The following is a 21,739-nucleotide window of genomic DNA, read 5'->3' on the forward strand; positions in this document are numbered from 1 at the left end:
GCTTGTCCTACAGTCCACCAATGATCGATGAATTGACCGGAATTGCGGACGATATGGCGGCCTTGCTCCCATTGTTCGTTGATGGGGGAAATATATCCGGCCTTATTCTTCCGACAACGCACTCGGCAGCATTCAAGGCTCTCGCGATTGAGGCAAAGTCGATTATCGACCAAGAACTCGGTTACGCCAACGAGTACTCTTTGAACCTTCTGCATGCCGTTAAGACCGGTTCTGGAGGTTTTATCGGCGGGCCATCTTATGCCTCTGTTGAAGAGGCCACTCAGATCGTGCGTGCTGCGGTGCGTACAATCGAGCGAAAGCGGCGAATACCTGCACAGTCAGCACTTTCTGGCAAATCCTATGTCGATCCCACCCGGGTTCTGGCGCTGCAAGCGATCGGCAATGGCCCCTGGGACTTCGCACGCCTCATTGAGCTTTGCCGCGAAATCAATATTGCGGCGGCGAACCGATGCCATCTATCAACAGCTATGCTTCTCCGTACGATCATAAACCATGTACCGCCAGTTTTTGGTTTCGCTACCTTTGCCGAATTGGCCAACCAGTATGGCGGCGCTAAGTCGCAGAAATCGTTCAAGGCTTCAATGCAGCGGCTTGAGACCTCACTTCGCAACATTGCCGATATGCATCTCCATTCCCCAATAAGATCCCGAGAAGACGTGCCTACAGCAGTCCAAGTCGACTTCGCGGCAGACCTAGACGTCCTTCTCGGCGAAATTGTTCGTCTGAGCCGGGGGAAAAATAACAAGGTAAAGGACGTCGTTGCAGGTAAGGCGGGTAATCTATTTTTTGCGCCGAGCAAGCTCCGAGTAGGACCGTAATGGCGGTTTACGACACTGGCCTCGCCATCGGATCTGAGCGCTTCGGAAGCGACAGAGCGGGGGGCGGCCCCTCCTGGGTCTTCCGGTTGGTGGGGTGGGGTGGCAAAAGGGTCCCCAAGCTCACACAGAATTGGCCCTCTTACAAAACCGGTGGCGTCGAAAGCCCCTCCCGGCGCTCGGCAATACATTCTGTGGCGACCGCATGGGGCTAGCAGAGGTTGCCCTGCAGAAGCTTTGGGGTTCTCGTGAAAAGACATTTGTTAGAAGCCGTGGCTTTGACTGCGTTCTCACCGCGTGCGCGGTGTCGCTTGAGCATCTGCGCCAGTTCGTTCTTTTCATTCGTCATTTTTTTCGATCCTCTTTGGGACTACGCCATCCACGACCAGCGGAAGGACGCCATCCTTAATTTCATGGATGTTCTCGACGGTGAAGCCATCAAGCGACAGGTGTGCCTTGCGCGCCTTGAGAAACACCTTCACTTCGTCGCAGCAGAAGTAGAGAGCATGGACGCCGCTGACGTTGCGGCCGACCGCTTCCGCCCGCGCCTCGCACGCTTCGATACGCTGGCCGGGCTGGAACTTGTCTTTCATCAGGCACTCAACGACCAGATCTACATCACCGATATCGGCGGCATCGGCGTCTAGCATACTGCCGTAAAGCCAAGCGTTCTTGACATAGAAGACATACGGGCTGTCTGGATCGTTGACTTGTCGGACGCGATCAAGGAAGTCGTTGAGCAGTTTCAGCCCTTGCGCTTGCGAAATGCGCTTGACGAACTTGACGCGGGCCAGATCGCCACCCTTGTTGGTGAGCTTATAGCCCATGCGCTCACCCCATTGCTCGCTCTGGTGTAGTCCGTCTTCCGCGACATAGCCTTCCTGGATCATCTTGGAGAGTAGCGCAGGAGCCTGTAGGCGAGCTGCCTCATGATCGGGGTATTTGCGGCCATATTCCTCCTTGAAGCATACTTTAACTTCCAGCGCGCGTTCGACGTCGGGGAGGAAAAAACGATCCCCAGAGTTGCCGACAATCTTGATGATGTCGCGGGCGGTGACGGCAGGCAGACCAATGACGGTCTCAGTTCTGGATAGTTGCAGCCCCATTTGGCGGTTCCTTTAGCGGGCGGCGTCCAGCCGCTTAGACCGAACGGCGGATAGGCGTATCGGTCCGCCAATCCAGATGCACCATCGCATCTTGATCCCTAAATCGTACTGTTCAATCTTAGCGCGTCGGCAGCGTTGAAAGCACTCAAAGCCCCCCGGACGCTGACGGCGTCATCTTGAGCTTTTCAGTACCGCCGCTGCATCAATGGCGTTGCCGGGGATGTTCGGCGATCTGAACATCGCGACGACGATGGAGGTCTGCGATTGCCGCCTGTATATCGCCTGTCCGCCGGCATAGGTCGTGTTTCCGTAAGCTGTGTTGCCGACGATGTTGACGTTGGTGTTCGCATAGACCGGCATGTTGCCCGCGTAGGTGCGCGAGTTTTGCGTGTCGGCCGCTTGTATCAAGTAATGCGTAAAGCCCTTGTCCAGCGTAAGTTGCGCCACGCGGCGTTGTGCCTGCCCTTTGGCGATACTCGTCCCGATGAGCCCGCTCGCATCAATGTCTAATTTGTAGACGTTGTTCGAAAGCGCCATCTCGCTTTGGCTGACGCAGCCTGCCAAGACCGCGACAGCCAGCGCCAACATAATTCGTTTCATAACCACCCCCTAGTTGTGCATTAAGCCTTGGCGAGCATGGCATGGCAAGTCAACGGCGTGGCGGGAGGTGGTGAGATCGCCCACAGCTTTCTGTAGGCCGATCCGGCGCCGTCATTCATCTCGTCGTTCTGCGACAACGCCTTGATCTGGCATCTCGTCAAATCAGATCGTCCCCGATAAGTTGCGAACGAATTGGGAGACATCCTCTATGAAGAAACTCGCATTCCTCGCATTCTGCCTCGCATCTCCTAGCCTAAGCTTTGCGATGAGTGGCGCAGAGCTCATTCAATCAAATGATCAATTCGCTGCCGGTTACGTCCTCGGCGTGACTGAGTATCGGATTGGCGTGGTCTTCAAGGAAGATGCAGCCCGCGCTCATATCTACCAGTGCGTCGTCGAAAGCAGAGCGAACAGTGAAACCCTTCTGAGTGTCACCAAGGAATACCTCAACCGCCACCCCGAGCATCTTTCATTACCTGCCTTTGGCGTGGTCATGAATGCTCTAGCTGAGATGTGCCCGCAGTGGGTGGCTCACTTTGGCAGTGCGTCCGCTTGTTTCTTTCGACGTTCGCGATTGTTCATCGGCGAAATTGGACACTAAATTTGACACTTTAATATAAGCATTTGAAAAATAACAATATTATGCAGAGTAAAAACGCATTTGCAGGGCGTCGACGGGACCACGCTGGCGATTAAACCGAAAATAATATTGCATTGCGTGATCCTCCTTTCTCGAAGGGTTGCGAGATTCCAATAACATTGCCCGCAAAAGGAGGCAAGGGAGCTCGGAGTCTCCGATATTCCCGGCGCCGGACCGGTGCCGATAGTTCTGAGGACGATCCAGACGATTGCCCCTAGCCTTATAATGGTTTAATATCGGATCAAGCAATCTGATATTAAATGATTTGATCGGATATCGGATCAACGGATTTGATATCCGTCTGGAGAAAGATGTGGCACGATCAGAACCACAGAGTGCAATGCGGGCGCCGCTCGACACCGTGTTTGGGGTCGATTCCAACGTTCGCGTTCTGCGTGTCCTCGCTGCCCACGGCGGACCGCTCTCCAGTTCGGACATCACACGGCGAGCGAAGCTCTCGAAGACCGGCACGCGACAGGGTCTGATCTCCCTGGAAGAATGTGGTGCGATCGTCACCGAAGGTTCGGGGCACAGTCGCCTGCACCGGTTCAATCACGATTATTATCTGGCGCCGCAGATCAAGGCGCTGTTCGGCGCCGAATCCGTGAGGTTCGAGAAGATGCTCGATGCCGTACGTCTCAGCGCGGGAGAACAGACGCCGGATCTTTCGAGTCTCTTTGTCTACGGTAGTGTGGCAAGGGGTGAGGATCACCTCGGCAGCGATCTGGATATCGGCCTTGTCGCCCGCCGGGAAGTCCTTGCGGGAATTGTCGAAAAGGTGAGAGAGAATCTGCGGCAGTCGTCAAGGTCGCTCGGATTCACTCCTTCGGTCGTTGGCTTGGACCTCGATGACGTTAGTCGCCTCGACCGCGATGGGGATCCTTGGTGGAACTCGATGCTCGAAGATGCCATCGTCCTGCAGGGAGCACGCCCAGAGGATCTTGCGGCACGGGTCAGGGAGCGCGCGGATGGTTAGAACCGGGTCCAGAAAAAGGACGGCACCTATGTTGCTGGAAGGCTCGCCGTCGCTCGTGGCTTTCTCAAGGATGCTCGCAACAGCAATGCGGTCGCCGATCCCGGCGACATTGGAAACCCCTCGATATCCACCGTGATCAACTGTGCGATCGCCTATGCAGACGCGGTCACCGCTAAGTTTAAGGGCGAGATCAACCAAGGAGATCATCAGGCGGTCGTCAAACTCCTTCGTGGCGCACTGGGCAACGAACTGCCCAACAGACAGGAAGCGAATCTCAAGACACTTCTCGAACAGAAGGACGAAGTGCAGTACGGTTCGAGGGCGAAGACGCGCGACGACGCGTTACGCGCCCTCAAGCGCCTCGAAGAGTTCGCAGCCTGGGCGGAAGTCGTTCTTTCGAAATAACCGCCGTGGTGCCGGCATCGGCGATGCCAGTGGCCGCATATGGCTGACCGACAATTGGTATGTGTCCGCCTGTCTTTGGCGCAGTTGCGACCCAATTTCTGATTTATCCGGCCGCCTCGCCGCCAAGCAGCTCCAGCCGCCGCGTTATCCCGATACTCCTGAGGAATGTCTCGTCGTGGCTGACCACCAGCAGCGCGCCGTCATAGGCGCGCAGTCCTGCCTCGACCGCTGATATCGAGTCGATGTCGAGATGGTTGGTCGGCTCGTCGAGGATCAACAGCGGCGGCGGTGCCGAACCCAAAACGCAGGCAAGGCCCGCCCGCAGCAATTGCCCGCCGCTCAGCGTCGATACGGCCTGCAGCGCCGCATCGGCCCTGAACATGAAGCGGGCAAGCGCCGCCCGGCAGGTATTTTCATCGGCCAGCGGATTGATCCGGCGAAAATTGTCGCGGATCGAGGCCGACGGATCGATAAGGCTCACTTTCTGATCAAGCATCGAGAGGTCGGTCATGACGCTGACCGTGCCGGCCCAGGGTTTCAGCGCGCCGGTGACGAGCGCCAGCAAGGTCGTCTTGCCCGAGCCGTTGCGGCCGGTGACGGCAATCCGTTCCGGTCCCGTCACATCGAAGGAGAGATCGCGGATGACGGGATCGCCCGGCTGATAACCCGATGTCACGCCATCCATCTTCAGCACGATCTTGCCGGCCGGCAGCCCGGTCGGCGGCAGGGTGACCGTCAAGGGCTGGAGGATCTCGATCTTCTCGCGCGCCACCCTTGCCTCTTCCAGCGCCTGGGCGCGCCGGCGTTCGGCGAGGCGGGCATTGTCGCCGCCGGTCGTTTCGCTCCGCTCCTTCATGCCGCCGAGCATGATGCGCGGTATGCCGCCCTTGGCGGCCATCTTCCGTCCAGCGCTGTCCCGCTGCGCCTGGCGCTCCACCGTCGCCTGCGCCTTCCTTGCCACCTCGGCCATGCGTTTTTCGGCTTCAGTGAGATCATGTTGTGCCGCCGCGAGCTCGAGCGCCTTGCGCTCGCGATAATGGCTCCAGTTGCCGCCGTAGCGCGTGGCACCGAGCGACGTCAGTTCGACAATCGCGTCGACACTTTCGAGCAGTTCCCGATCATGGCTGACGATGATGGCGCCGGCCCGCCAGCCTGCCATCAGCGCGATCACCGCGTCGCGGCCCTCGCGGTCGAGATTGTTTGTGGGTTCGTCGAGCAGCAGAAAGTCCGGCTCGGCGAAAACAAGCGCCGCAAGCCCGGCACGGGTGCGCTGCCCGCCGGAGAGCACGGCAAGCGGCGTCTCCGGCGGTGCGTCGAGCCCTGTCCGATTGAGCGCTGCGGCGATGCGCGCCTCCAGCACCCAGTCCGCGGATGCCAGCTCGTCGGCCGTTGCCTCGCCGGCTTCGGCACGGCGAAGAATAGCGAGCGCGTCGGTCACGCCGAAGAGATCGGCAACCGTTTCGTCAGACGTCACCTGAACGCTCTGCCGCAGCACGCCGAGACTGCCGCTGACGGATACCGTCCCCGAATGCGGCTGGAGTTCCCCGGAGACGAGCTTGAGCAGCGTCGTCTTGCCGACGCCGTTGCGCCCGACGAGACCGGTACGTTCCGCTCCGAAACTCAGGTCGAGATTGGAAAAAAGCGGCCGCCCGTCAGGCGCGGACCATGAAATTTGGGAAAGAATGATGGATGCAGGCATGGATATGGATGTCTCCGTTGGCAAGGCGAACTGGCGTTGCGATCGGGTTGAAATCCATTGCGGCACACATCCTGTTAAAATGGTCGATGGCAGATAATTTAGGGAATGAAGGCTGAAGGTTCAAGGCAAAGGGCCAATCTAGCGGCAGGCAGCGATCTTGCTCCCCTTCTCCCCAGCGGGGAGAAGGTGGCCCGAAGGGTCGGATGAGGGGGCCACACGGCACTCCGCAACGGCCTTTCGCTGGCCGCTCAAGGCACCCCCCTTGCATGTTCAAACTGCATCCGTTGATGATGGGTGCGACCCCTGGGGGATGGCCATCCCCCAGGGGTCGGACGGGCGGGACCGTAACCCCCTTGGCGTGAACCGGGGATGAGCCTGGTCCGCCCGTCCTTCGCGTTTGTCCTGAACAGATAGTGGGGAGCAGGTCCCGTATGCAAGGCAAGGTATCGTCCGAACGCACCGCGATGGCGACAGTTTATGTCGGCATCGATGTCTGTAAAGAGTGGCTGGACATTCATCTGCATCCTCTCGGCCGCAGTTTTCGGGTGACCAACGACACGGCCGGCCTGCGCCGCCTCAAGCGGGAGCTCGATGCGCTTGACCAGATGCCGCGCTCGGCGCTGCGTATCGTCATGGAAGCGACCGGCAAGTGGCATCGCGCCGTCCAGCGCTCGCTGCATGCCGATGGCTTTTACGTGTCGGTCGTCGACCCGCTGCGCGCCCGGCTGTTTGCCAAAGCCTGCGGCTTTCTCGCCAAGACCGATCGGCTCGATGCGCGGTTTCTGGCCATCATGGGAGAAGCCCTCAAGCCCGCACAGACCCCACCGCCGGACCAAGCGCTGGAAGCCCTGCAGGAACTGGTCAATGCCCGATCTGCCGCCAATGGCGAACGCACCGCCCTGTCCAACCGGATGAAGACGGCCGTGACCGCCTTCCTGCGCAAGGAACTGACGCGCCGGCTTGCCGCGCTCGACACCCATATCGCAAGACTGGACGCCGAGATCGAGCGCAGCATCTGCGCCGATCCCGAGATGCGCCGCCGCCTCGACATCCTCATCTCCATTCCCGGCATCGGAGCCGTCACCGCCGCAAGCCTGATCGCTGGCCTTTGCGAACTTGGCGCCTGCTCCGGCAAGCAGGCCGCCATGCTGACCGGCCTTGCGCCGATTGCCTGCGAAAGTGGCGAGCGGGCCGGACATCGCTCCATCAGGGGCGGACGCCCAGCACCCAGGAACGCCATCTACATGGCCGCCCTGTCCGCCTCCCGTCACAACCCGGACCTCGCACGCTTCGCCGCAAGGCTGAAGAAAGTCGGAAAACCCAATAAGGTCGTCCTCGTCGCCGTCATGAGAAAGCTCATCGTCCTGGCAAACACCCTCATCACCAAAAACCGCATCTGGACACCAAATCCACCTTGACACCAAACACAGATGCTCATCTGCCTGCCGGCATCTTCTCCCCGAGGGGAGAAGAGACCCAGCTTACCGCTTCAAGCTCCCCAAGATCCCGCGCACCAGCGCCCGGCCGACTTGCGTCGCAACTGTGCGCGCCACGCTCTTCATTGCCGCCTCCACCACCGTTTCGCGCTGATAGCCGGACGCCCGGCCGCGCGATTGGCCGCGGCTCTGGTTGTCGTCGTCATTGCCGCCGCCGAAGCCCGGCAGGTTCCAGCCGGAGGTGGTGTTGCCCTGCTGCGGAGGCGCTTCTTCCTGGGCTCGCTTGGCGGCCTCGGCATCGGCCGCCTTCTTCGCTCGTGCGGCCAGCAGTTCGAAGGCGGATTCGCGGTCGACATCCTCGTCGTAGACGCCGAGAACCGGGCTCTTGTCCATGATCTGCCGGCGCTCGTCATCGGTCACCGGGCCGACGCGGCCGGAGGGTGGGCGGACCAGCGTGCGCTCGACGATCGAAGGCGCGCCCTTGGCCTCCAGCGTCGAGACCAGCGCCTCGCCGGTGCCGAGATTGGTGATGACGGTGGCGCAATCGAAGGCCGGATTCGCACGGAACGTATCGGCCGCCGTCCTCACCGCCTTCTGCTCGCGCGGCGAATAGGCGCGTAGTGCATGCTGCGCCCGGTTGCCGAGCTGGGCGAGGACCGTTTCCGGCACGTCGAGCGGATTCTGTGTCACGAAATAGACGCCGACGCCCTTGGAACGAATCAGTCGTACGACCTGCTCGACACGTTCGGTCAGCACCTTCGGCGCGTCGTTGAAGAGCAGGTGCGCCTCGTCGAAGAAGAAGACGAGCTTCGGCTTGTCGGGGTCGCCCACCTCGGGCAATTCCTCGAAAAGCTCGGAGAGCAGCCAGAGCAGGAAAGTGGCGTAAAGCCGCGGGTTCATCATCAGCTTGTCGGCAGCCAGCACCGAGATCTGGCCGTAGCCGTTGTTGCTGGTGCGCATGATGTCGGAAATCTTCAGCGCCGGTTCACCGAAGAAATGCTCCGCACCCTGCTGTTCGAGTACGAGCAGCGCCCGCTGGATCGAGCCGACCGAGGCCTTGGAGATCAGCCCGTACTGGCTGGAAAGTTGGCTGGCGTTCTCGCCCATATAGTTGAGCAGCGAGCTGAAATCCTTGAGATCGAGCAGCGGCAGCCCGCCCTGGTCGGCGATCTTGAAGGCGATGTTGATGACGCCTTCCTGCGGTTCGGAGGCATCCATCAGCCGGGCGAGCAGCAGCGGTCCCATCTCGGCGATGGTGGTGCGCACCCGGTGGCCCTTCTCGCCGAACAGATCCCAGAAAATCACCGGAAACTGGTCGAATTCATAGTCGGTGAAGCCGATCTGCTCGGCACGCTTCGTCAGGAAATCCTTGGGCTCGCCCTTGGCGGCGATGCCGGAAAGATCGCCCTTGATATCGGCCGCAAAGACCGGAACACCGGCGCGGGAGAAGCCTTCGGCCAGCACCTGCAGCGTCACCGTCTTGCCAGTGCCGGTAGCGCCGGTGACGAGGCCGTGGCGGTTGCCGAATTTCAGGTCGAGATATTCCGGCTTGTTGATGCTGTCATCGGGATTGCGGCTCGCGCCGATGAAAATCTTGCCTTCCTCGATCATCCGGAATGCTCCCTTGGGGCTCTGCCGCCATTTGTATGAGAAGGCTTGCTTCTGCTGCCTTCATCGAACCATCGTTTCCCTGTTATAAGCAGGCATGCGCATGCGGACAACTGTTTGCATTGAAAGCAAAACCGGACAAAGTGCCGCCCGGCGAGGGGCTGGCTTGAGTTGCTGTCAAATCTCGATTAACGCTGACGTTAACGTCAAAAAAAACAGGAGGCTGACGATGAATGAAATTGTGACCCAGATCGCCGATCGCGTAGGTATTGCGCCTGATTTGGCCGAAAAGGCGCTCGGCATGATGCTCGGCTTCCTGCAGCGCGAGGCCGCCGATGGCCCGGTTGCCAAGATGATCGAAGCGATCCCCGGCGGCGCCGATCTCGTCGCCCAGTTCAACGGCGCAGGTGCCGGCGGCGGCGGTCTGCTCGGCGGGCTGATGAGCTCGCTCGGCGGCGGCGGCATCATGGGGCTCGGCCAGCAGCTGATGGGCGAAGGCCTCGGCATGGGCGAGATCACCTCGCTTGCCAAGGAAACCATCGCGATCGCCAAGCAATATGCCGGCGAGGAAGTCGTCGACGAGGTCGTCGCATCCGTCCCGGGCCTCAGCCAGTTCGTCTGAGACGAGGGATCGGCAGGAGCCTCGCTTTGTAGCGGGGCGCACTGTTTTCGCCACACCGGGGTGAAAAGCAAGCACTGTCCCTATGGAAGGAGAGCAGATGGCCATCTGGCGCCCATCGCAGCAGATCAGGGTGAAGGTGATCGGCCTCGCCTGGCGGAAAGATCAGCTCCTTGCGGCTGAAGTGGAGGATGACAGCGGCCGCATCAAGGGCGTTCGCCCGCTCGGCGGCGCGATCGAATTCGGCGAGAGCCGCGAAGAGGCCCTGCACCGCGAGTTTGGCGGGGAACTCCAGACCGATATCCGGATCGTCGGCCCCTGGCATCTGCTTGAAAACATCTACGAGCATCATGGCGCGACCGGTCACGAATTCATCTTCGCCGCCGACATCGAACTGGCCGATGCATCGCTCTACGAACGCGATGAAATCCGCTACTGCGAACTCGACGAGACGGCGGCGACAGCGCGCTGGTTCGGCCGCGACAGGCTGCGTAACGCCGGCATCGATCTCTATCCGACAGGCCTCGACAACTGCTGTCGCGCTGGCGCGATTGAGCCGAGATGACACCATTTCGACGCCATGTAGTCCGATCGCCAAACTTTGATCGCCTGCGTTCGCTCCTTGGGAACAATGAGGTTATAATGCTGTTTCTGCCGCATCGCTGAAACCATAGGGAATAGCATCATGCGTATGTTTCTCGCAGCAGCCTCGATCATTCTCCTCGGCTTCGCCGCGCCGGCCTTTTCCCAGGCGCTTGCTGATATGGACTATAGCGGCCGCTTCGGCGGTATGCCGCCCGGCACGGTGCCGGGAGCGGAATCCAACGGCGGACTCACCATTCCGCTCGATTCAGTCGAAACCGGTGATATCAACGTCGTCATTCCGCCGGATCGGCCCAAGTGTCCACGGCCCGGGACGCGTCAGTACCGCGCGGCCGAGCGCAACGGTACGCTAAGCGACGCCTGCCGCTGACGGGATAGTCCCGGATTGGAAAGCCGAACCGTCTATTTGCCGTTTTTGTGCAACACAACGCCGAGTTCATGCCACTGCCGCCTGTCGCGCTGGATCAGTTCGTCGGCGCAGGCCGGTCCCATGCTGCCCGGCGCGTAAGTGTCGGGCACGCTCTGATCCCCAGCCCAGATGTCGAGGAAAGGCTGCACCGCCGCCCATCCGGCCTCGATGCCGTCGGCGCGCTGGAACAGCGTCTGGTCGCCGATGAAGAGATCGTAGAGCAGCGATTCATAGCCGGTCGTCTTGGCGATATCGAATTTGTCGGCATAGCGGAAATCGAGTGAGACCGGCACGGTATCGACGGAAAGCCCCGGCGATTTGATCGAGATTTCCATGCTCATGCCCTCGTCGGGCTGCACCTGGATCACCAGCCGGTTTGGCGGCAGGCGCCTATTGACCTCGGTCTCGCGAAACTGCGCAAATGGCACCGGCTGGAAGGTGATGACGATCTCGGTGTCGCGCGCCGTCAGTGCCTTGCCAGTCCTGAGATAAAAGGGCACGCCGGCCCAGCGCCAGGTATCGGCGTAGAGCTTCAGCGCCACATAGGTTTCGGTGCGGCTGTCGGGCGACACATCCTTGGTGTCGCGATAGGCCGGAAGCGCAGCACCATTAAGCGGGCCTGCGCCATAGGCGCCGCGCACGCCATGCGTCTTGGCCTCCTCAGGCGTATAGATGCGCAGAGCCTTCAGCACCTTGCTTTTCTCGTTGCGGATCGCTTCGGCATCGAAGCTGTTCGGCGGCTCCATGGCGATCATCGCCAGCAGCTGGAAGAGATGGTTCGGCACCATGTCGCGCAGCGCGCCGGTTGCATCGTAGAATTTGCCGCGGCTGCCGACATCGACGATCTCGGCGGCGGTGATCTGCACATGGTCGATATAGCGGCTGTTCCACAAGGACTCGATCATCATGTTGGCGAAACGCGCCGTCATCAGGTTCTGCACCGTCTCCTTGCCGAGGAAATGGTCGAGCCGGTAGACTTGGCTTTCTTCGACCTGGGCGAGAATCTGCGCATTGAGCGCCTGCGCCGAGGCGAGATCGGTGCCGAACGGCTTCTCGATGGCGACGCGGCGGAAGACGCGGTCACTTTCATCGGTCAACCCGTGGCCGGCGAGCTTCTCGACGATCGTGCCGAAAAAGGATGGCGGGACGGCGAGATAAAAGGCGGCATTGGCGTTCGGCCCCAACCGCTTGCCGATCTCGACGAAAATATCGTCCTTGGTGAAATCCCCGGACGTATAGGAAATGCGCCGGCGCAGGCTTTCCCAGGCCTCGTCCTTCACCGTCGGCTCTTCGCCGCTCAGATGGCTGAGGAATTGGTCGAGCCGCCCGCGCAGGAACTCGTCGTCGCCCGGCTCGATGCCGATGCCGAGAATGTGAAGGTCCTCGCCGACGAGGCGGCTGCGCGTCAGGTTGATGATCGCCGGCACCAGCAGCCGGCGCGTTAGGTCTCCCGTGGCGCCGAAGATGACGAGGGTGACCGGCGGGGTAGGGGCAGCGTCCATGCGTCATCTCCTTGGATTTTCCGGCCGACTATACTGCGCGCCGGCTTTGCCGCAACATAGGCAGCGAGGGGTAACAGGCATTTGACATCCTCGGGCGCTCGCGGCCGCCCCTCATCCGCCTGCCGGCACCGTCTGCCGCAACGTCTCGATTCCCTCTTCTCCCCAGCGGGGAGAAGGTGCCCGTAGGGCGGATGAGGGGGCCGGCGAAGCCGGTCTTTCCAACAATGTTCATGCGGAATTCGACCGCGCTCTCGTCGGCTTGGCGGGATAACTAAGATGAGAGGGCGTGCCGTGTGGCCCCCTTGCATGTTCAAACTGCATCCGTTGATGATGGGTGCGACCCCTGGGGGATGGCCATCCCCCAGGGGTCGGACGGGCGGGACCGTAACCCCCTTGGCGTGAACCGGGGATGAGCCTGGTCCGCCCGTCCTTCGCGTTTGTCCTGAACAGATAGTGGGGAGCAGGTCCCGTATGCAAGGCAAGGTATCGTCCGAACGCACCGCGATGGCGACAGTTTATGTCGGCATCGATGTCTGTAAAGAGTGGCTGGACATTCATCTGCATCCTCTCGGCCGCAGTTTTCGGGTGACCAACGACACGGCCGGCCTGCGCCGCCTCAAGCGGGAGCTCGATGCGCTTGACCAGATGCCGCGCTCGGCGCTGCGTATCGTCATGGAAGCGACCGGCAAGTGGCATCGCGCCGTCCAGCGCTCGCTGCATGCCGATGGCTTTTACGTGTCGGTCGTCGACCCGCTGCGCGCCCGGCTGTTTGCCAAAGCCTGCGGCTTTCTCGCCAAGACCGATCGGCTCGATGCGCGGTTTCTGGCCATCATGGGAGAAGCCCTCAAGCCCGCACAGACCCCACCGCCGGACCAAGCGCTGGAAACCCTGCAGGAACTGGTCAATGCCCGATCTGCCGCCAATGGCGAACGCACCGCCCTGTCCAACCGGATGAAGACGGCCGTGACCGCCTTCCTGCGCAAGGAACTGACGCGCCGGCTTGCCGCGCTCGACACCCATATCGCAAGACTGGACGCCGAGATCGAGCGCAGCATCTGCGCCGATCCCGAGATGCGCCGCCGCCTCGACATCCTCATCTCCATTCCCGGCATCGGAGCCGTCACCGCCGCAAGCCTGATCGCTGGCCTTTGCGAACTCGGCGCCTGCTCCGGCAAGCAGGCCGCCATGCTGACCGGTCTTGCACCGATTGCCTGCGAAAGTGGCGAGCGCGCCGGACATCGCTCCATCAGGGGCGGACGCCCAGCACCCAGGAACGCCATCTACATGGCCGCCCTGTCCGCCTCCCGTCACAACCCGGACCTCGCACGCTTCGCCGCAAGGCTGAAGAAAGTCGGAAAACCCAATAAGGTCGTCCTCGTCGCCGTCATGAGAAAGCTCATCGTCCTGGCAAACACCCTCATCACCAAAAACCGCATCTGGACACCAAATCCACCTTGACACCAAACACAGATGCTCATCCGACCCTTCGGGCCACCTTCTCCCCGAGGGGAGAAGAGGAGATGCCGCACCCTCTTCGTTCCCTCGTCCCGTTTACGGGGGCCGAAAGACGGGTCGAGACAAGTGGCTCGACCCCGGTGGATTAGGGGCAGCCATCGGTGCGAACAAGCAGCCGATCATTTCTTCACCGCCACCATGAAAATCCTCGGAAACCGCAGCAGCACCCGCCCGTCCGACATCCTGGGATAGGCCTTTTCCAACCGCTTGAGGTAATCCGCCAGGAAGGTCTCGCGATGCTCTTCGCCGGCTTGGGCGAGATAGGGCATCAGCCCGGTCCCCTTGACCCATTCGACGATCGCCGCCGCATCCGCCATCGGGTGATTGTAGATGGTGTGCCAGATATCGACGCGTGAAGCTTTGGCGATCAGCCTGGAGTAATAGGTGGACGGTGGCGGCAGCACCTTGCGGCGCACGCTCTTCGCCTCGAAGGCAGTCTTCCACGGGCCGGCATGCGCCGTTTGCTCCATCGCCAGATGTGAGGGTTCGCCGAGATTGTCGGGCATCTGCACGGCCAGCACGCCGCCTTCGGAAAGCCCGTCCATCAGCCGGTCGAAGATATCGAGATGATCGGGAAGCCATTGGAAGACAGCATTGGCAAACAAAAGGTCGGCGGGTGCGGCCGGCTGCCAGCGGGTGAGATCGGCCTCGACGAAGACAGTACCTGGAAGCCGCTTGCGCGCTGCCTCCAGCATGTTCATGTCGCTATCGACGCCGGAGACGCCGGTGGCCCCATAGCGCCGGATGATCAGCTCGGTCGAATTGCCCGGGCCGCAGCCGAGATCGATGGCATGACGAATGTTTTGCAGCGGCACCTGTGCCAACAGGTCACGCGCCGGTCGCGTGCGCTCGTCCTCGAATTTCACATACTGGTTGGCGGACCATGCCATGATGCTCGCTCCTGCTGTCAGGCCACATCTTCCATGTGGCGGATGCGGATCTTGTCGATGTTGCGGCCGTCGAGATTGATGGCCTCATCGGCAAAGTCGTTGGCGACGAAGCCTCACTCAGCCGACACAAGTATTTTGTCCACGCGCCTCCCGTCGAGATCGACGACTTCGAAGCGCCATCCATCTCTCGTGAAGCTCTCGCCCAATTCCGGCAGATGTTTCAACTCTTCCAGCACCAGGCCAGCGACAGTCTGATACTCCAGATCGCCATCGAGCCTGAGGTTTAGGAATTCAGCGAACTCGTCAATCGGCGTCCAGCCCGACACGAGGTACGAGCCGTCGTCTCGACGAGCGATGGCCTGTTCATCGACAGGTCCCTCCTGGAGAGCCCCCATGATTGCTTCCAAAATGTCGCCTGACGAAACAATCCCCTCGAAGTGGCCGTACTCGTCGAAAACCAGCACCATGTGAACGGGCGATTTCCTGATGGATTCAATAACATTGATGGCAGTCGAAAGGTCCGAAACCACCGGGACCTCTTGCGTCAGAGCCTTGATGTCGGCACTGCCGTGTTCGGACATCGCGTCGTAGAAGTCCTTAACCGGAAGGATGCCGATCACCTCGTCCGAACTGCCTTTCCGAACGGGCAACCGCGACCGCTTCGTCCTGTGCAATTGGGTCCGAATGTCATCAAGGCTGTCGTCAATATCGATAATTTCGACGTCCCGCCGGGGCGTCATAAGCGCTCGCGCAGTGCGGTCCGCCAGCCGCATGACGCCTGATATCATCGCGGACTCTTCGCTTTCGATCACGCCGGCCGACTGCGCCTCTGCCAGAACGGTTTTGATCTCTGCGTCAGAGACATTGTCGCCACCCTTTCCTGTTTGGCCCAAGAGATTAAGCACAAGATTTCCGGAGGCGTTGAGAAGCCACACGAGTGGCAGCGCGATTTTTGAAAGTACCGCCATAGCGGGTGCGACCTTGGCCGCAACCGCTTCGGGTTCCCGCAATGCAATCTGCTTGGGAACAAGTTCGCCGACGATCAATGAAAGATATGTGATTGCCACAACGACTGAACCGACGCCCATGGCATCAGCCGCCGTCGATGACATCCCCTGGGCCTCCAGCCAGCCGCTCAGGCGGCCGCCGAGCGTGGCCCCTGAGAAAGCCCCGGACAGAACGCCGACCAGCGTGATGCCGATCTGCACCGTAGAGAGAAAACGACCGGGATTTTCGGCAAGTTTGATCGCTTGAGCTGCGCCGTTGCTTCCATTGTCGGAGAGAACTTTCAGGCGGGCCGTTCGAGAAGAGACAACAGCCAACTCCGACATGGCGAGCACACCGTTCAGGATGGTGAGAAACGCCACAATTCCAATTTCCAGAAACACAGGGACCCTATTCGTTGAGGTTGTAATGCCGCATTTATCAGGCGAAGCGGCGAGGCATTCGAAGGGATGCTATATAGACGCATATACGCATCGCCTATCGTCTTTCCATCATTGTGTTGACACCAATGCAGGTTCCATCAGGCCGCTCCTCTGAAGTGAAAGTCATGGGCCATCGGTAAAACCGGGTAGGCCCCGCGGCCACCCGTCATCGACAATGGTCTGGGAAGCGGCTCTCTGCGGGAGCGTTGATATGCTTGAGGCGAGGCGGCGTCATCGCACCGTCTACAGTGGTCGCCTGCTTCCTCGGTCGGGAGATCCCGGTTGGGAGGGGCGGAGCTTGTACTGGATGGGTCACTGTCAGGCATGGCACAATTTTGACGGTGAAACAGTGCCGACGCAAGAGGTGCTCGGCGAAAATCCTTATAGCGTGTTGATGTGACAGTTTCGACAACGGCAGCATCACCGCGTTTGCGCGTCTTAAAAGAGGCGCAGCAGGCTGCCCGGTCATAAGTAAAGCCGGAGCAATACACCGTAAATTAACAGCCTTTTCGTATTTTCCTTAAATTGCGAACGATTTCCGCGACGTGCAGGCACGTCTCGAAATCAGTTCTCGGTCAGGGGAAGCCGGGACGGAATAGATCGGTGCGCGATCGATGACCTGCCCGCTCGAGGAGGTTAAGCGCATGCAGTTCAAATCGGCTACCGGACGCAACATTTTTTCCGTGGCGGCCTGCGGTGTCATTGCCACGATCGCGGCATCGGGCGTTCTTTTTTACATCGCCTATAACGACATGCGCAAATCGAGCCTCGACGAGATGCTCCAGATCGCTGCTGCCAATGCGCTCAACGTCGAGAAATCGATGAGCGTGGCGCTCGGCATCGTCAATGCGTTGGAAACGTCGCTATCGACGATGAAGGACGGCGGAAACGCCAATCGTGCGGCCGCCGACGACCTGCTGAAAAACATGCTGCAGGATAATCCGATGGCGCTTGGTGTTTGGACCGGTTGGGAACCGAATGCTTTCGACGGCAAAGACAAGGATTTCGTCGGCAAGGAAGGCCACGACACGACCGGCCGCTACCTGCCCTACTGGGTGCGCAGTGGCGACAAGATCCAGCACACGCCGCTGGTCGATTATGGCGTGTCGGGCGCCGGCGACTACTACCAGCTTCCCTTTACTCAGAAGAAGACCGTCGTCATCGAACCCTATGTCTATGCGGTCGACGGCAAGGAGGTGCTGATGACCTCGGTCGCCAAGCCGATCATGGTCGACGGCAAGGCACTGGGCGTCGCCGGCATGGACATTTCGCTCGACGACGCCAACAAGTCGATCTCCGCAGTCCACCCGATGGAGACCGGCTATCTCAGCTTGGTGACGGGCGCTGGCGGCATCATCAGCCATCCCTCCGCCGAACTCGCAGGCAAGAATATCAAGGACGGCGGCGATCTCACGGCCGGCTGGGATCAGTTGATCGCCAAGCCCGGCGTCGCGCAGGAGATCGCAGGCCCGGACGGCCAGACCTATTTCTCGGTCGCCTATCCGGTAAAGCTCACGAATGACCTGAACTGGTACGCCATTGTTTCGGTGCCTAAATCCACCGTCTTTGCCCAACTCAACAACATGGCCTGGAGCGCCGTTGCGATCACCGCCATCGCTGCACTCCTGCTCGGTCTCGCAGGCTGGCTCATTGCCCGCAAATTCATCCGCCGCATTGAGGGCGTGATTGCCGAGACTGACCGCATCGCCCATGGCCAACTCGACGTGCAACTGAGCGACAACAATGCGAAGGACGAAATCGGCGACCTCTCACGCTCCCTCGCCATCCTGCTGGAAAACAATCGCCAGAAGATCAAGCTCGAAGCCGATGCGGAAACCTCCCGGTCCCGCGAAGAGATCGAACGACAGCAACGTTCCGTCCTCCACGCCGCCCGCGAGGATTCGATCAAGTTCGCGGTGAGCGAACTCGGCAACGGACTGGCCAGCCTATCCAATGGAGACATGACCATCCGGCTGGAAAAGCCATTCGCCGACTCCCTTGACGAAATCCGCGTCGATTTCAATGCGTCTGTCGAAAAGCTCCAGGCGGCGCTGATTTCCTTCTCCGAAAACGCTGCCGTCATTCAGGCCGGTTCGGAAGAAATCCGCTCGGGCGCCGACGATCTCGCCCGCCGCACCGAACAGCAGGCCGCTTCCGTCGAGGAGACCGCCGCCGCGCTCGAGCAGATCACCACCTCGGTCAAGGACTCCACCCTTCGGGCCGAGGAGGCGGGAACGCTCGTCAGCCGCACCAAGGATGGTGCGGAAAACTCCGGAGAGATCGTGCGCAATGCCGTCGACGCCATGACCGGCATCGAGCAATCCTCGCAGTCGATCTCCAACATCATCGGCGTGATCGACGATATTGCCTTCCAGACCAACCTGCTGGCCCTCAATGCAGGCGTCGAGGCAGCACGCGCGGGGGAGGCCGGCAAGGGCTTTGCCGTCGTCGCACAGGAAGTGCGCGAACTGGCGCAGCGCTCGGCGACGGCCGCCAAGGAGATCAAGGCGCTAATCACCTCGTCCGGCGCCCAGGTCAAGCGTGGCGTCGATCTCGTCGGCCAGACTGGCAAGGCGCTGCAGGCGATCGTTGCCGAGGTCCAGCAGATCAACAGCAATGTCCAGGCGGTCGTCCAGGCCGCCCGTGAACAGTCGACGGGTCTTCTGGAGATCAACACGGCGGTCAACCAGATGGACCAGTCGACCCAGAAGAATGCCGCAATGGTCGAGGAATCGAATGCCGCCTCGCACACGCTGGTGACGGAGGTGTCTGCCCTCTCGGAGCGTCTGGCACAGTTCAATCTCGGCCAGGCGGCCAACGCGGCTCCTGCCGCGCGGACGACTGCCAGGCCGTTGGCGCGCCCGGTCGCGGCGACGCTTGCGGCGCGCAGATCGGTTCCCGCCTCGGCCACCGACCACGCCAGGCCCGCTCCGTCACCAGCCCGCGCACTCGGCGGCAAGCTCGCAGCCGCCTTCGGCACGTCGGCCGCACCGGCTTCGACCGAGGGCAACTGGGAAGAGTTTTAGTCTTGAGGCTGGTGGTGAAAACCCAATGCTGACGAAGGAATTGCGAACCGGGGCTTAATGGTGAAGTATTGCACGACCGTGAGCTGCTTTGACGTTCTCGGGAAGCTTCTCCAATCAACGCCGAGGTCACGATGCTCATTATCTTTGGCGGTCTGCCTGGCAGTGGAAAGACGACGATTGCCCGCGCTTTGGCCGAGCGGTTGAATGCGGTCCATGTGCGCGTCGATACCATCGAGCAGGCAATCCGTGCCTCCGGAATAGCCGATGATGCCGGGCCTGCCGGCTATATCGCGGCTTATGGTATTGCCGGAGACAATCTGACCCTCGGCAGGACCGTTATCGCCGACTCCGTCAATCCGCTCTGGATAACCAGGTCAGCATGGCGTTCGGTCGCGCAGGCTGCCGGGGTGGCAGCGGCGGAGGTCGAGATCGTTTGCTCGGACAAAGCCGAGCACCGCAAGCGTGCTGAAACGCGCCTCACCGACGTCGAAGGTCTGGTGAAGCCGACATGGCAGGAGATTTCCGAAAGAGCCTATGACGAATGGCACGATGCAATCGTCATCGATACAGCTTCGAAAACGGTCGACGCCGTTTTGGACGAACTGGTGAGCCGATTGAAATCGGCTCCTGCCAAAAGCCTAGCATAACCGACGAAGGAACGCATGATGCCGTCCGAAAAACGGCATCATGCGCTCACGCCGTCACGCCGCGAGAATAGTAATCCCGTATGCATTGGCCGCCGCCGTCATGCGGGCGATGGTTTCCGCCGAAGGGCTGGCCTTCGGGGGCTCGGTCGCGCCTTCCGCTTCGATGAACTCGGCCATATCTCGATCGACGACCGCGGAAAAGACCACGGGTACGGTTCCGCGGTTGGAATAGCCGTGCACCATGAAGGGCGGGATGGTGACGATGTCGCCGGCGCTGGCCTCGATCTCTTCGGGGCCGCTGTCGCTCCGGCGCCAGATCGTTAGGTTTCCCTCGATGATGCGGAACACTTCCGGGCTCGCATGCGCATGTTTCGGCGTTCGGCTGCCTGATGGCACGGTGACATCGAATATATTGAGCCAGGTTCCGCTGATCCTAAGCCGCCGCTCGACCCGGTCGCCGAGGACGAAAAACCGCTTGGCCTCGTCGCTTGCTGGCATTTTCACAAATGAGTTGGACATCATGTCTCTTTCTTTTTCTTACGGGCTTTTTCTTGCGGGCGCAGCCGTTAGACCTTTGCAACGCCTTTGACAACCCGCCCTGTCGTTGGGGGTAACATCGCCGAGCGCTTTCATAGAAGCGCGCTATATCAGCCGAAGCGCTGAACAAACGGCTCCATTGCCAGGGTTCAACGCCGCTCGCGCGCCACTGCGTCACGAGACTGTCGGGGCCGATATCGGTACTTCGGGGCGTTTCCGCAAGTCCGCCAATGCCACATCAGCTATGCGGAAATGACTGAGGCCGGAGGGGGTTCGAAAGGTTCTGCGCCTGTAATACCGCCGACACAGAAGGGGTGCATAGAACGCGGCGGCTGTTCTTGGCCTTCCCTGCGGCCGTCCTTCCACGCCGTCCCGGCATTTACATTGATCATTCACATTGATGGAGCGCATCCATGTCCTCTCTTCCCGTCGTCGGCGCCGCCATGACGCTCGATGAAGTCGAACTTCACCGTGAGTGGCTCTTCGAAAAGTCCCGCGATCTCGAATTGCAGAGCTTCATCGATGCCGAGGTTCTGAACGGCGATTGGGCGCCGCTTGCCGCCCGCGCCAGGCGGCTTCTCGACGGTCATGGCGGCCGCCTCGGCATTCACGGCCCCTTCTGGGGCTTCACCATCGCCTCGGAGGATCCCGATATCCGCGCCATCGTCACAAAACGCCTGCTGCAGGGCCTGGATGTCTGCGCCGCCATCGGCGCGACTCATATGGTCATCCACAGCCCCTATACGTCCTGGTCCTACAACAATCTCGACGACAATGCCGGCGCCCGTGAAGCGTTGGCCGAGCGCACGCACGTGACCCTGCGCGACGCCGTCAGGCGCGCCGAGGATATCGGCTGCACCATGGTCATCGAGAACATCGAGGACAAGGATCCGCATAGTCGCGTGGCGCTTGCCGAGAGCTTCCAATCGCCTGCCGTCGCCGTCTCGATCGATACCGGCCACGCCCATTATGCCCATGGCTATACCGGTGCGCCGCCGGTCGATTATTACGTCAAGGCCGCCGGCAATCGCCTCCAGCATGTCCACCTGCAGGATGCCGACGGCTATGCCGACCGCCACTGGAGCCTCGGCGAAGGCACGATCCGCTGGCATGCCGTTTTCGCGGCCCTTGCCAAGCTCGAAAGCAACCCGCGCCTCATCATCGAGATCAAGGACAAGTCGAAGATCCCGGCTTCTGCTGCCTATCTCGCCTCGATCGGTCTGGCTGAATAAGGTCTGTTGCAGAGCGGCCTGGCTCC

At 60.7% G+C, this 21,739-nt stretch carries 19 protein-coding genes and 1 pseudogene; 12 read left to right on the top strand and 8 right to left on the bottom strand.

Going from position 1 to position 21,739, the window contains the following annotated elements:
* The first annotated feature begins 20 nt into the window (after nt 1-20).
* Nucleotides 21-839 carry a hypothetical protein gene (locus N1937_RS05235; protein ID WP_260057760.1) on the top strand — a complete coding sequence of 273 codons (819 nt, stop codon included), beginning with the start codon at nt 21-23 and terminating at the stop codon, nt 837-839.
* A 335-nt stretch (nt 840-1,174) separates the two neighbouring features.
* Here the strand turns inward: N1937_RS05235 and N1937_RS05240 are convergent, their stop codons facing one another.
* Nucleotides 1,175-1,942 (bottom strand): hypothetical protein, encoded by a 768-nt coding sequence (locus N1937_RS05240; protein WP_260057762.1) that lies wholly within the window; start codon nt 1,940-1,942, stop codon nt 1,175-1,177.
* A 171-nt stretch (nt 1,943-2,113) separates the two neighbouring features.
* Nucleotides 2,114-2,542 (bottom strand): hypothetical protein, encoded by a 429-nt coding sequence (locus tag N1937_RS05245; protein ID WP_260057764.1) that lies wholly within the window; start codon nt 2,540-2,542, stop codon nt 2,114-2,116.
* Nucleotides 2,543-2,750: 208 nt separating this feature from the next.
* Here N1937_RS05245 and N1937_RS05250 point away from each other — a divergent pair, with 208 nt between their 5' ends.
* From N1937_RS05250 to N1937_RS05260, 3 genes are all read left to right on the top strand, one after another.
* Nucleotides 2,751-3,143, top strand: a complete 393-nt coding sequence (locus N1937_RS05250; RefSeq protein ID WP_260057765.1) for a Rap1a/Tai family immunity protein — start codon at nt 2,751-2,753, stop codon at nt 3,141-3,143.
* A 304-nt stretch (nt 3,144-3,447) separates the two neighbouring features.
* The gene (locus N1937_RS05255) at nt 3,448-4,158 is read left to right on the top strand and encodes a helix-turn-helix domain-containing protein (RefSeq protein ID WP_260057766.1); all 711 of its coding nucleotides are present in this window, start codon (nt 3,448-3,450) and stop codon (nt 4,156-4,158) included.
* A 132-nt stretch (nt 4,159-4,290) separates the two neighbouring features.
* Nucleotides 4,291-4,563: a hypothetical protein gene (locus N1937_RS05260; protein WP_260057768.1), complete on the top strand. Its 273-nt coding sequence runs from the start codon at nt 4,291-4,293 to the stop codon at nt 4,561-4,563.
* Between the two features lie 103 nt (nt 4,564-4,666).
* Here the strand turns inward: N1937_RS05260 and N1937_RS05265 are convergent, their stop codons facing one another.
* Nucleotides 4,667-6,262: an ABC-F family ATP-binding cassette domain-containing protein gene (locus tag N1937_RS05265; RefSeq protein WP_260057769.1), complete on the bottom strand. Its 1,596-nt coding sequence runs from the start codon at nt 6,260-6,262 to the stop codon at nt 4,667-4,669.
* Nucleotides 6,263-6,693: 431 nt separating this feature from the next.
* On the opposite strand from N1937_RS05265, the gene N1937_RS05270 reads away from it, so the two are divergent.
* Entirely contained in the window at nt 6,694-7,680 is a 987-nt protein-coding gene (locus N1937_RS05270; RefSeq protein WP_222281449.1) for an IS110 family transposase, read from the top strand.
* A 63-nt stretch (nt 7,681-7,743) separates the two neighbouring features.
* Here the strand turns inward: N1937_RS05270 and N1937_RS05275 are convergent, their stop codons facing one another.
* Nucleotides 7,744-9,309 (bottom strand): helicase HerA-like C-terminal domain-containing protein, encoded by a 1,566-nt coding sequence (locus N1937_RS05275; RefSeq protein ID WP_260057771.1) that lies wholly within the window; start codon nt 9,307-9,309, stop codon nt 7,744-7,746.
* A gap of 226 nt (nt 9,310-9,535) precedes the next feature.
* Here N1937_RS05275 and N1937_RS05280 point away from each other — a divergent pair, with 226 nt between their 5' ends.
* The 3 genes and pseudogenes from N1937_RS05280 to N1937_RS05290 all read left to right on the top strand — a co-directional run bounded on the left by N1937_RS05280 (nt 9,536) and on the right by N1937_RS05290 (nt 10,898).
* Nucleotides 9,536-9,928: a hypothetical protein gene (locus tag N1937_RS05280; RefSeq protein WP_003546502.1), complete on the top strand. Its 393-nt coding sequence runs from the start codon at nt 9,536-9,538 to the stop codon at nt 9,926-9,928.
* Nucleotides 9,929-10,025: 97 nt separating this feature from the next.
* Nucleotides 10,026-10,480: pseudogene (locus N1937_RS05285) on the top strand (NUDIX hydrolase).
* Between the two features lie 130 nt (nt 10,481-10,610).
* On the top strand, nt 10,611-10,898 hold the full coding sequence (locus N1937_RS05290) for a hypothetical protein (protein WP_260057776.1): 288 nt from the start codon (nt 10,611-10,613) through the stop codon (nt 10,896-10,898).
* A gap of 32 nt (nt 10,899-10,930) precedes the next feature.
* Here N1937_RS05290 and zwf read toward each other — a convergent pair whose 3' ends face one another.
* Entirely contained in the window at nt 10,931-12,439 is a 1,509-nt protein-coding gene (gene zwf, locus N1937_RS05295) for a glucose-6-phosphate dehydrogenase (protein ID WP_260057777.1), read from the bottom strand.
* Between the two features lie 471 nt (nt 12,440-12,910).
* Between zwf and N1937_RS05300 the strand changes: the two genes are divergently transcribed.
* Nucleotides 12,911-13,897 (top strand): IS110 family transposase, encoded by a 987-nt coding sequence (locus N1937_RS05300; RefSeq protein ID WP_260057778.1) that lies wholly within the window; start codon nt 12,911-12,913, stop codon nt 13,895-13,897.
* A gap of 176 nt (nt 13,898-14,073) precedes the next feature.
* Here the strand turns inward: N1937_RS05300 and tam are convergent, their stop codons facing one another.
* Together tam and N1937_RS05310 are read right to left on the bottom strand one after the other, a co-directional pair.
* Nucleotides 14,074-14,844: a trans-aconitate 2-methyltransferase gene (gene tam / locus N1937_RS05305; protein ID WP_260057780.1), complete on the bottom strand. Its 771-nt coding sequence runs from the start codon at nt 14,842-14,844 to the stop codon at nt 14,074-14,076.
* Nucleotides 14,845-14,957: 113 nt separating this feature from the next.
* On the bottom strand, nt 14,958-16,232 hold the full coding sequence (locus tag N1937_RS05310) for a hemolysin family protein (protein ID WP_260057781.1): 1,275 nt from the start codon (nt 16,230-16,232) through the stop codon (nt 14,958-14,960).
* 683 nt (nt 16,233-16,915) lie between these two features.
* Here N1937_RS05310 and N1937_RS05315 point away from each other — a divergent pair.
* Both N1937_RS05315 and N1937_RS05320 read left to right on the top strand, forming a co-directional pair.
* Nucleotides 16,916-19,297, top strand: a complete 2,382-nt coding sequence (locus N1937_RS05315) for a methyl-accepting chemotaxis protein (protein WP_260057782.1) — start codon at nt 16,916-16,918, stop codon at nt 19,295-19,297.
* A 131-nt stretch (nt 19,298-19,428) separates the two neighbouring features.
* Nucleotides 19,429-19,944, top strand: coding sequence for an AAA family ATPase (locus N1937_RS05320; protein ID WP_222386174.1), 516 nt, complete (start codon nt 19,429-19,431; stop codon nt 19,942-19,944).
* Nucleotides 19,945-19,998: 54 nt separating this feature from the next.
* Here N1937_RS05320 and N1937_RS05325 read toward each other — a convergent pair whose 3' ends face one another.
* Nucleotides 19,999-20,466, bottom strand: a complete 468-nt coding sequence (locus tag N1937_RS05325) for a cupin domain-containing protein (RefSeq protein ID WP_260057784.1) — start codon at nt 20,464-20,466, stop codon at nt 19,999-20,001.
* A gap of 428 nt (nt 20,467-20,894) precedes the next feature.
* Between N1937_RS05325 and N1937_RS05330 the strand changes: the two genes are divergently transcribed.
* A complete protein-coding gene (locus N1937_RS05330; RefSeq protein WP_260057785.1) occupies nt 20,895-21,713 on the top strand; it encodes a sugar phosphate isomerase/epimerase family protein in 819 nt (272 codons plus the stop codon).
* The last annotated feature ends 26 nt before the right edge of the window (nt 21,714-21,739 follow it).

It is taken from the genome of Rhizobium sp. WSM4643 (genome assembly GCF_025152745.1).
Taxonomy (GTDB): Bacteria; Pseudomonadota; Alphaproteobacteria; order Rhizobiales; family Rhizobiaceae; genus Rhizobium; species Rhizobium leguminosarum_I.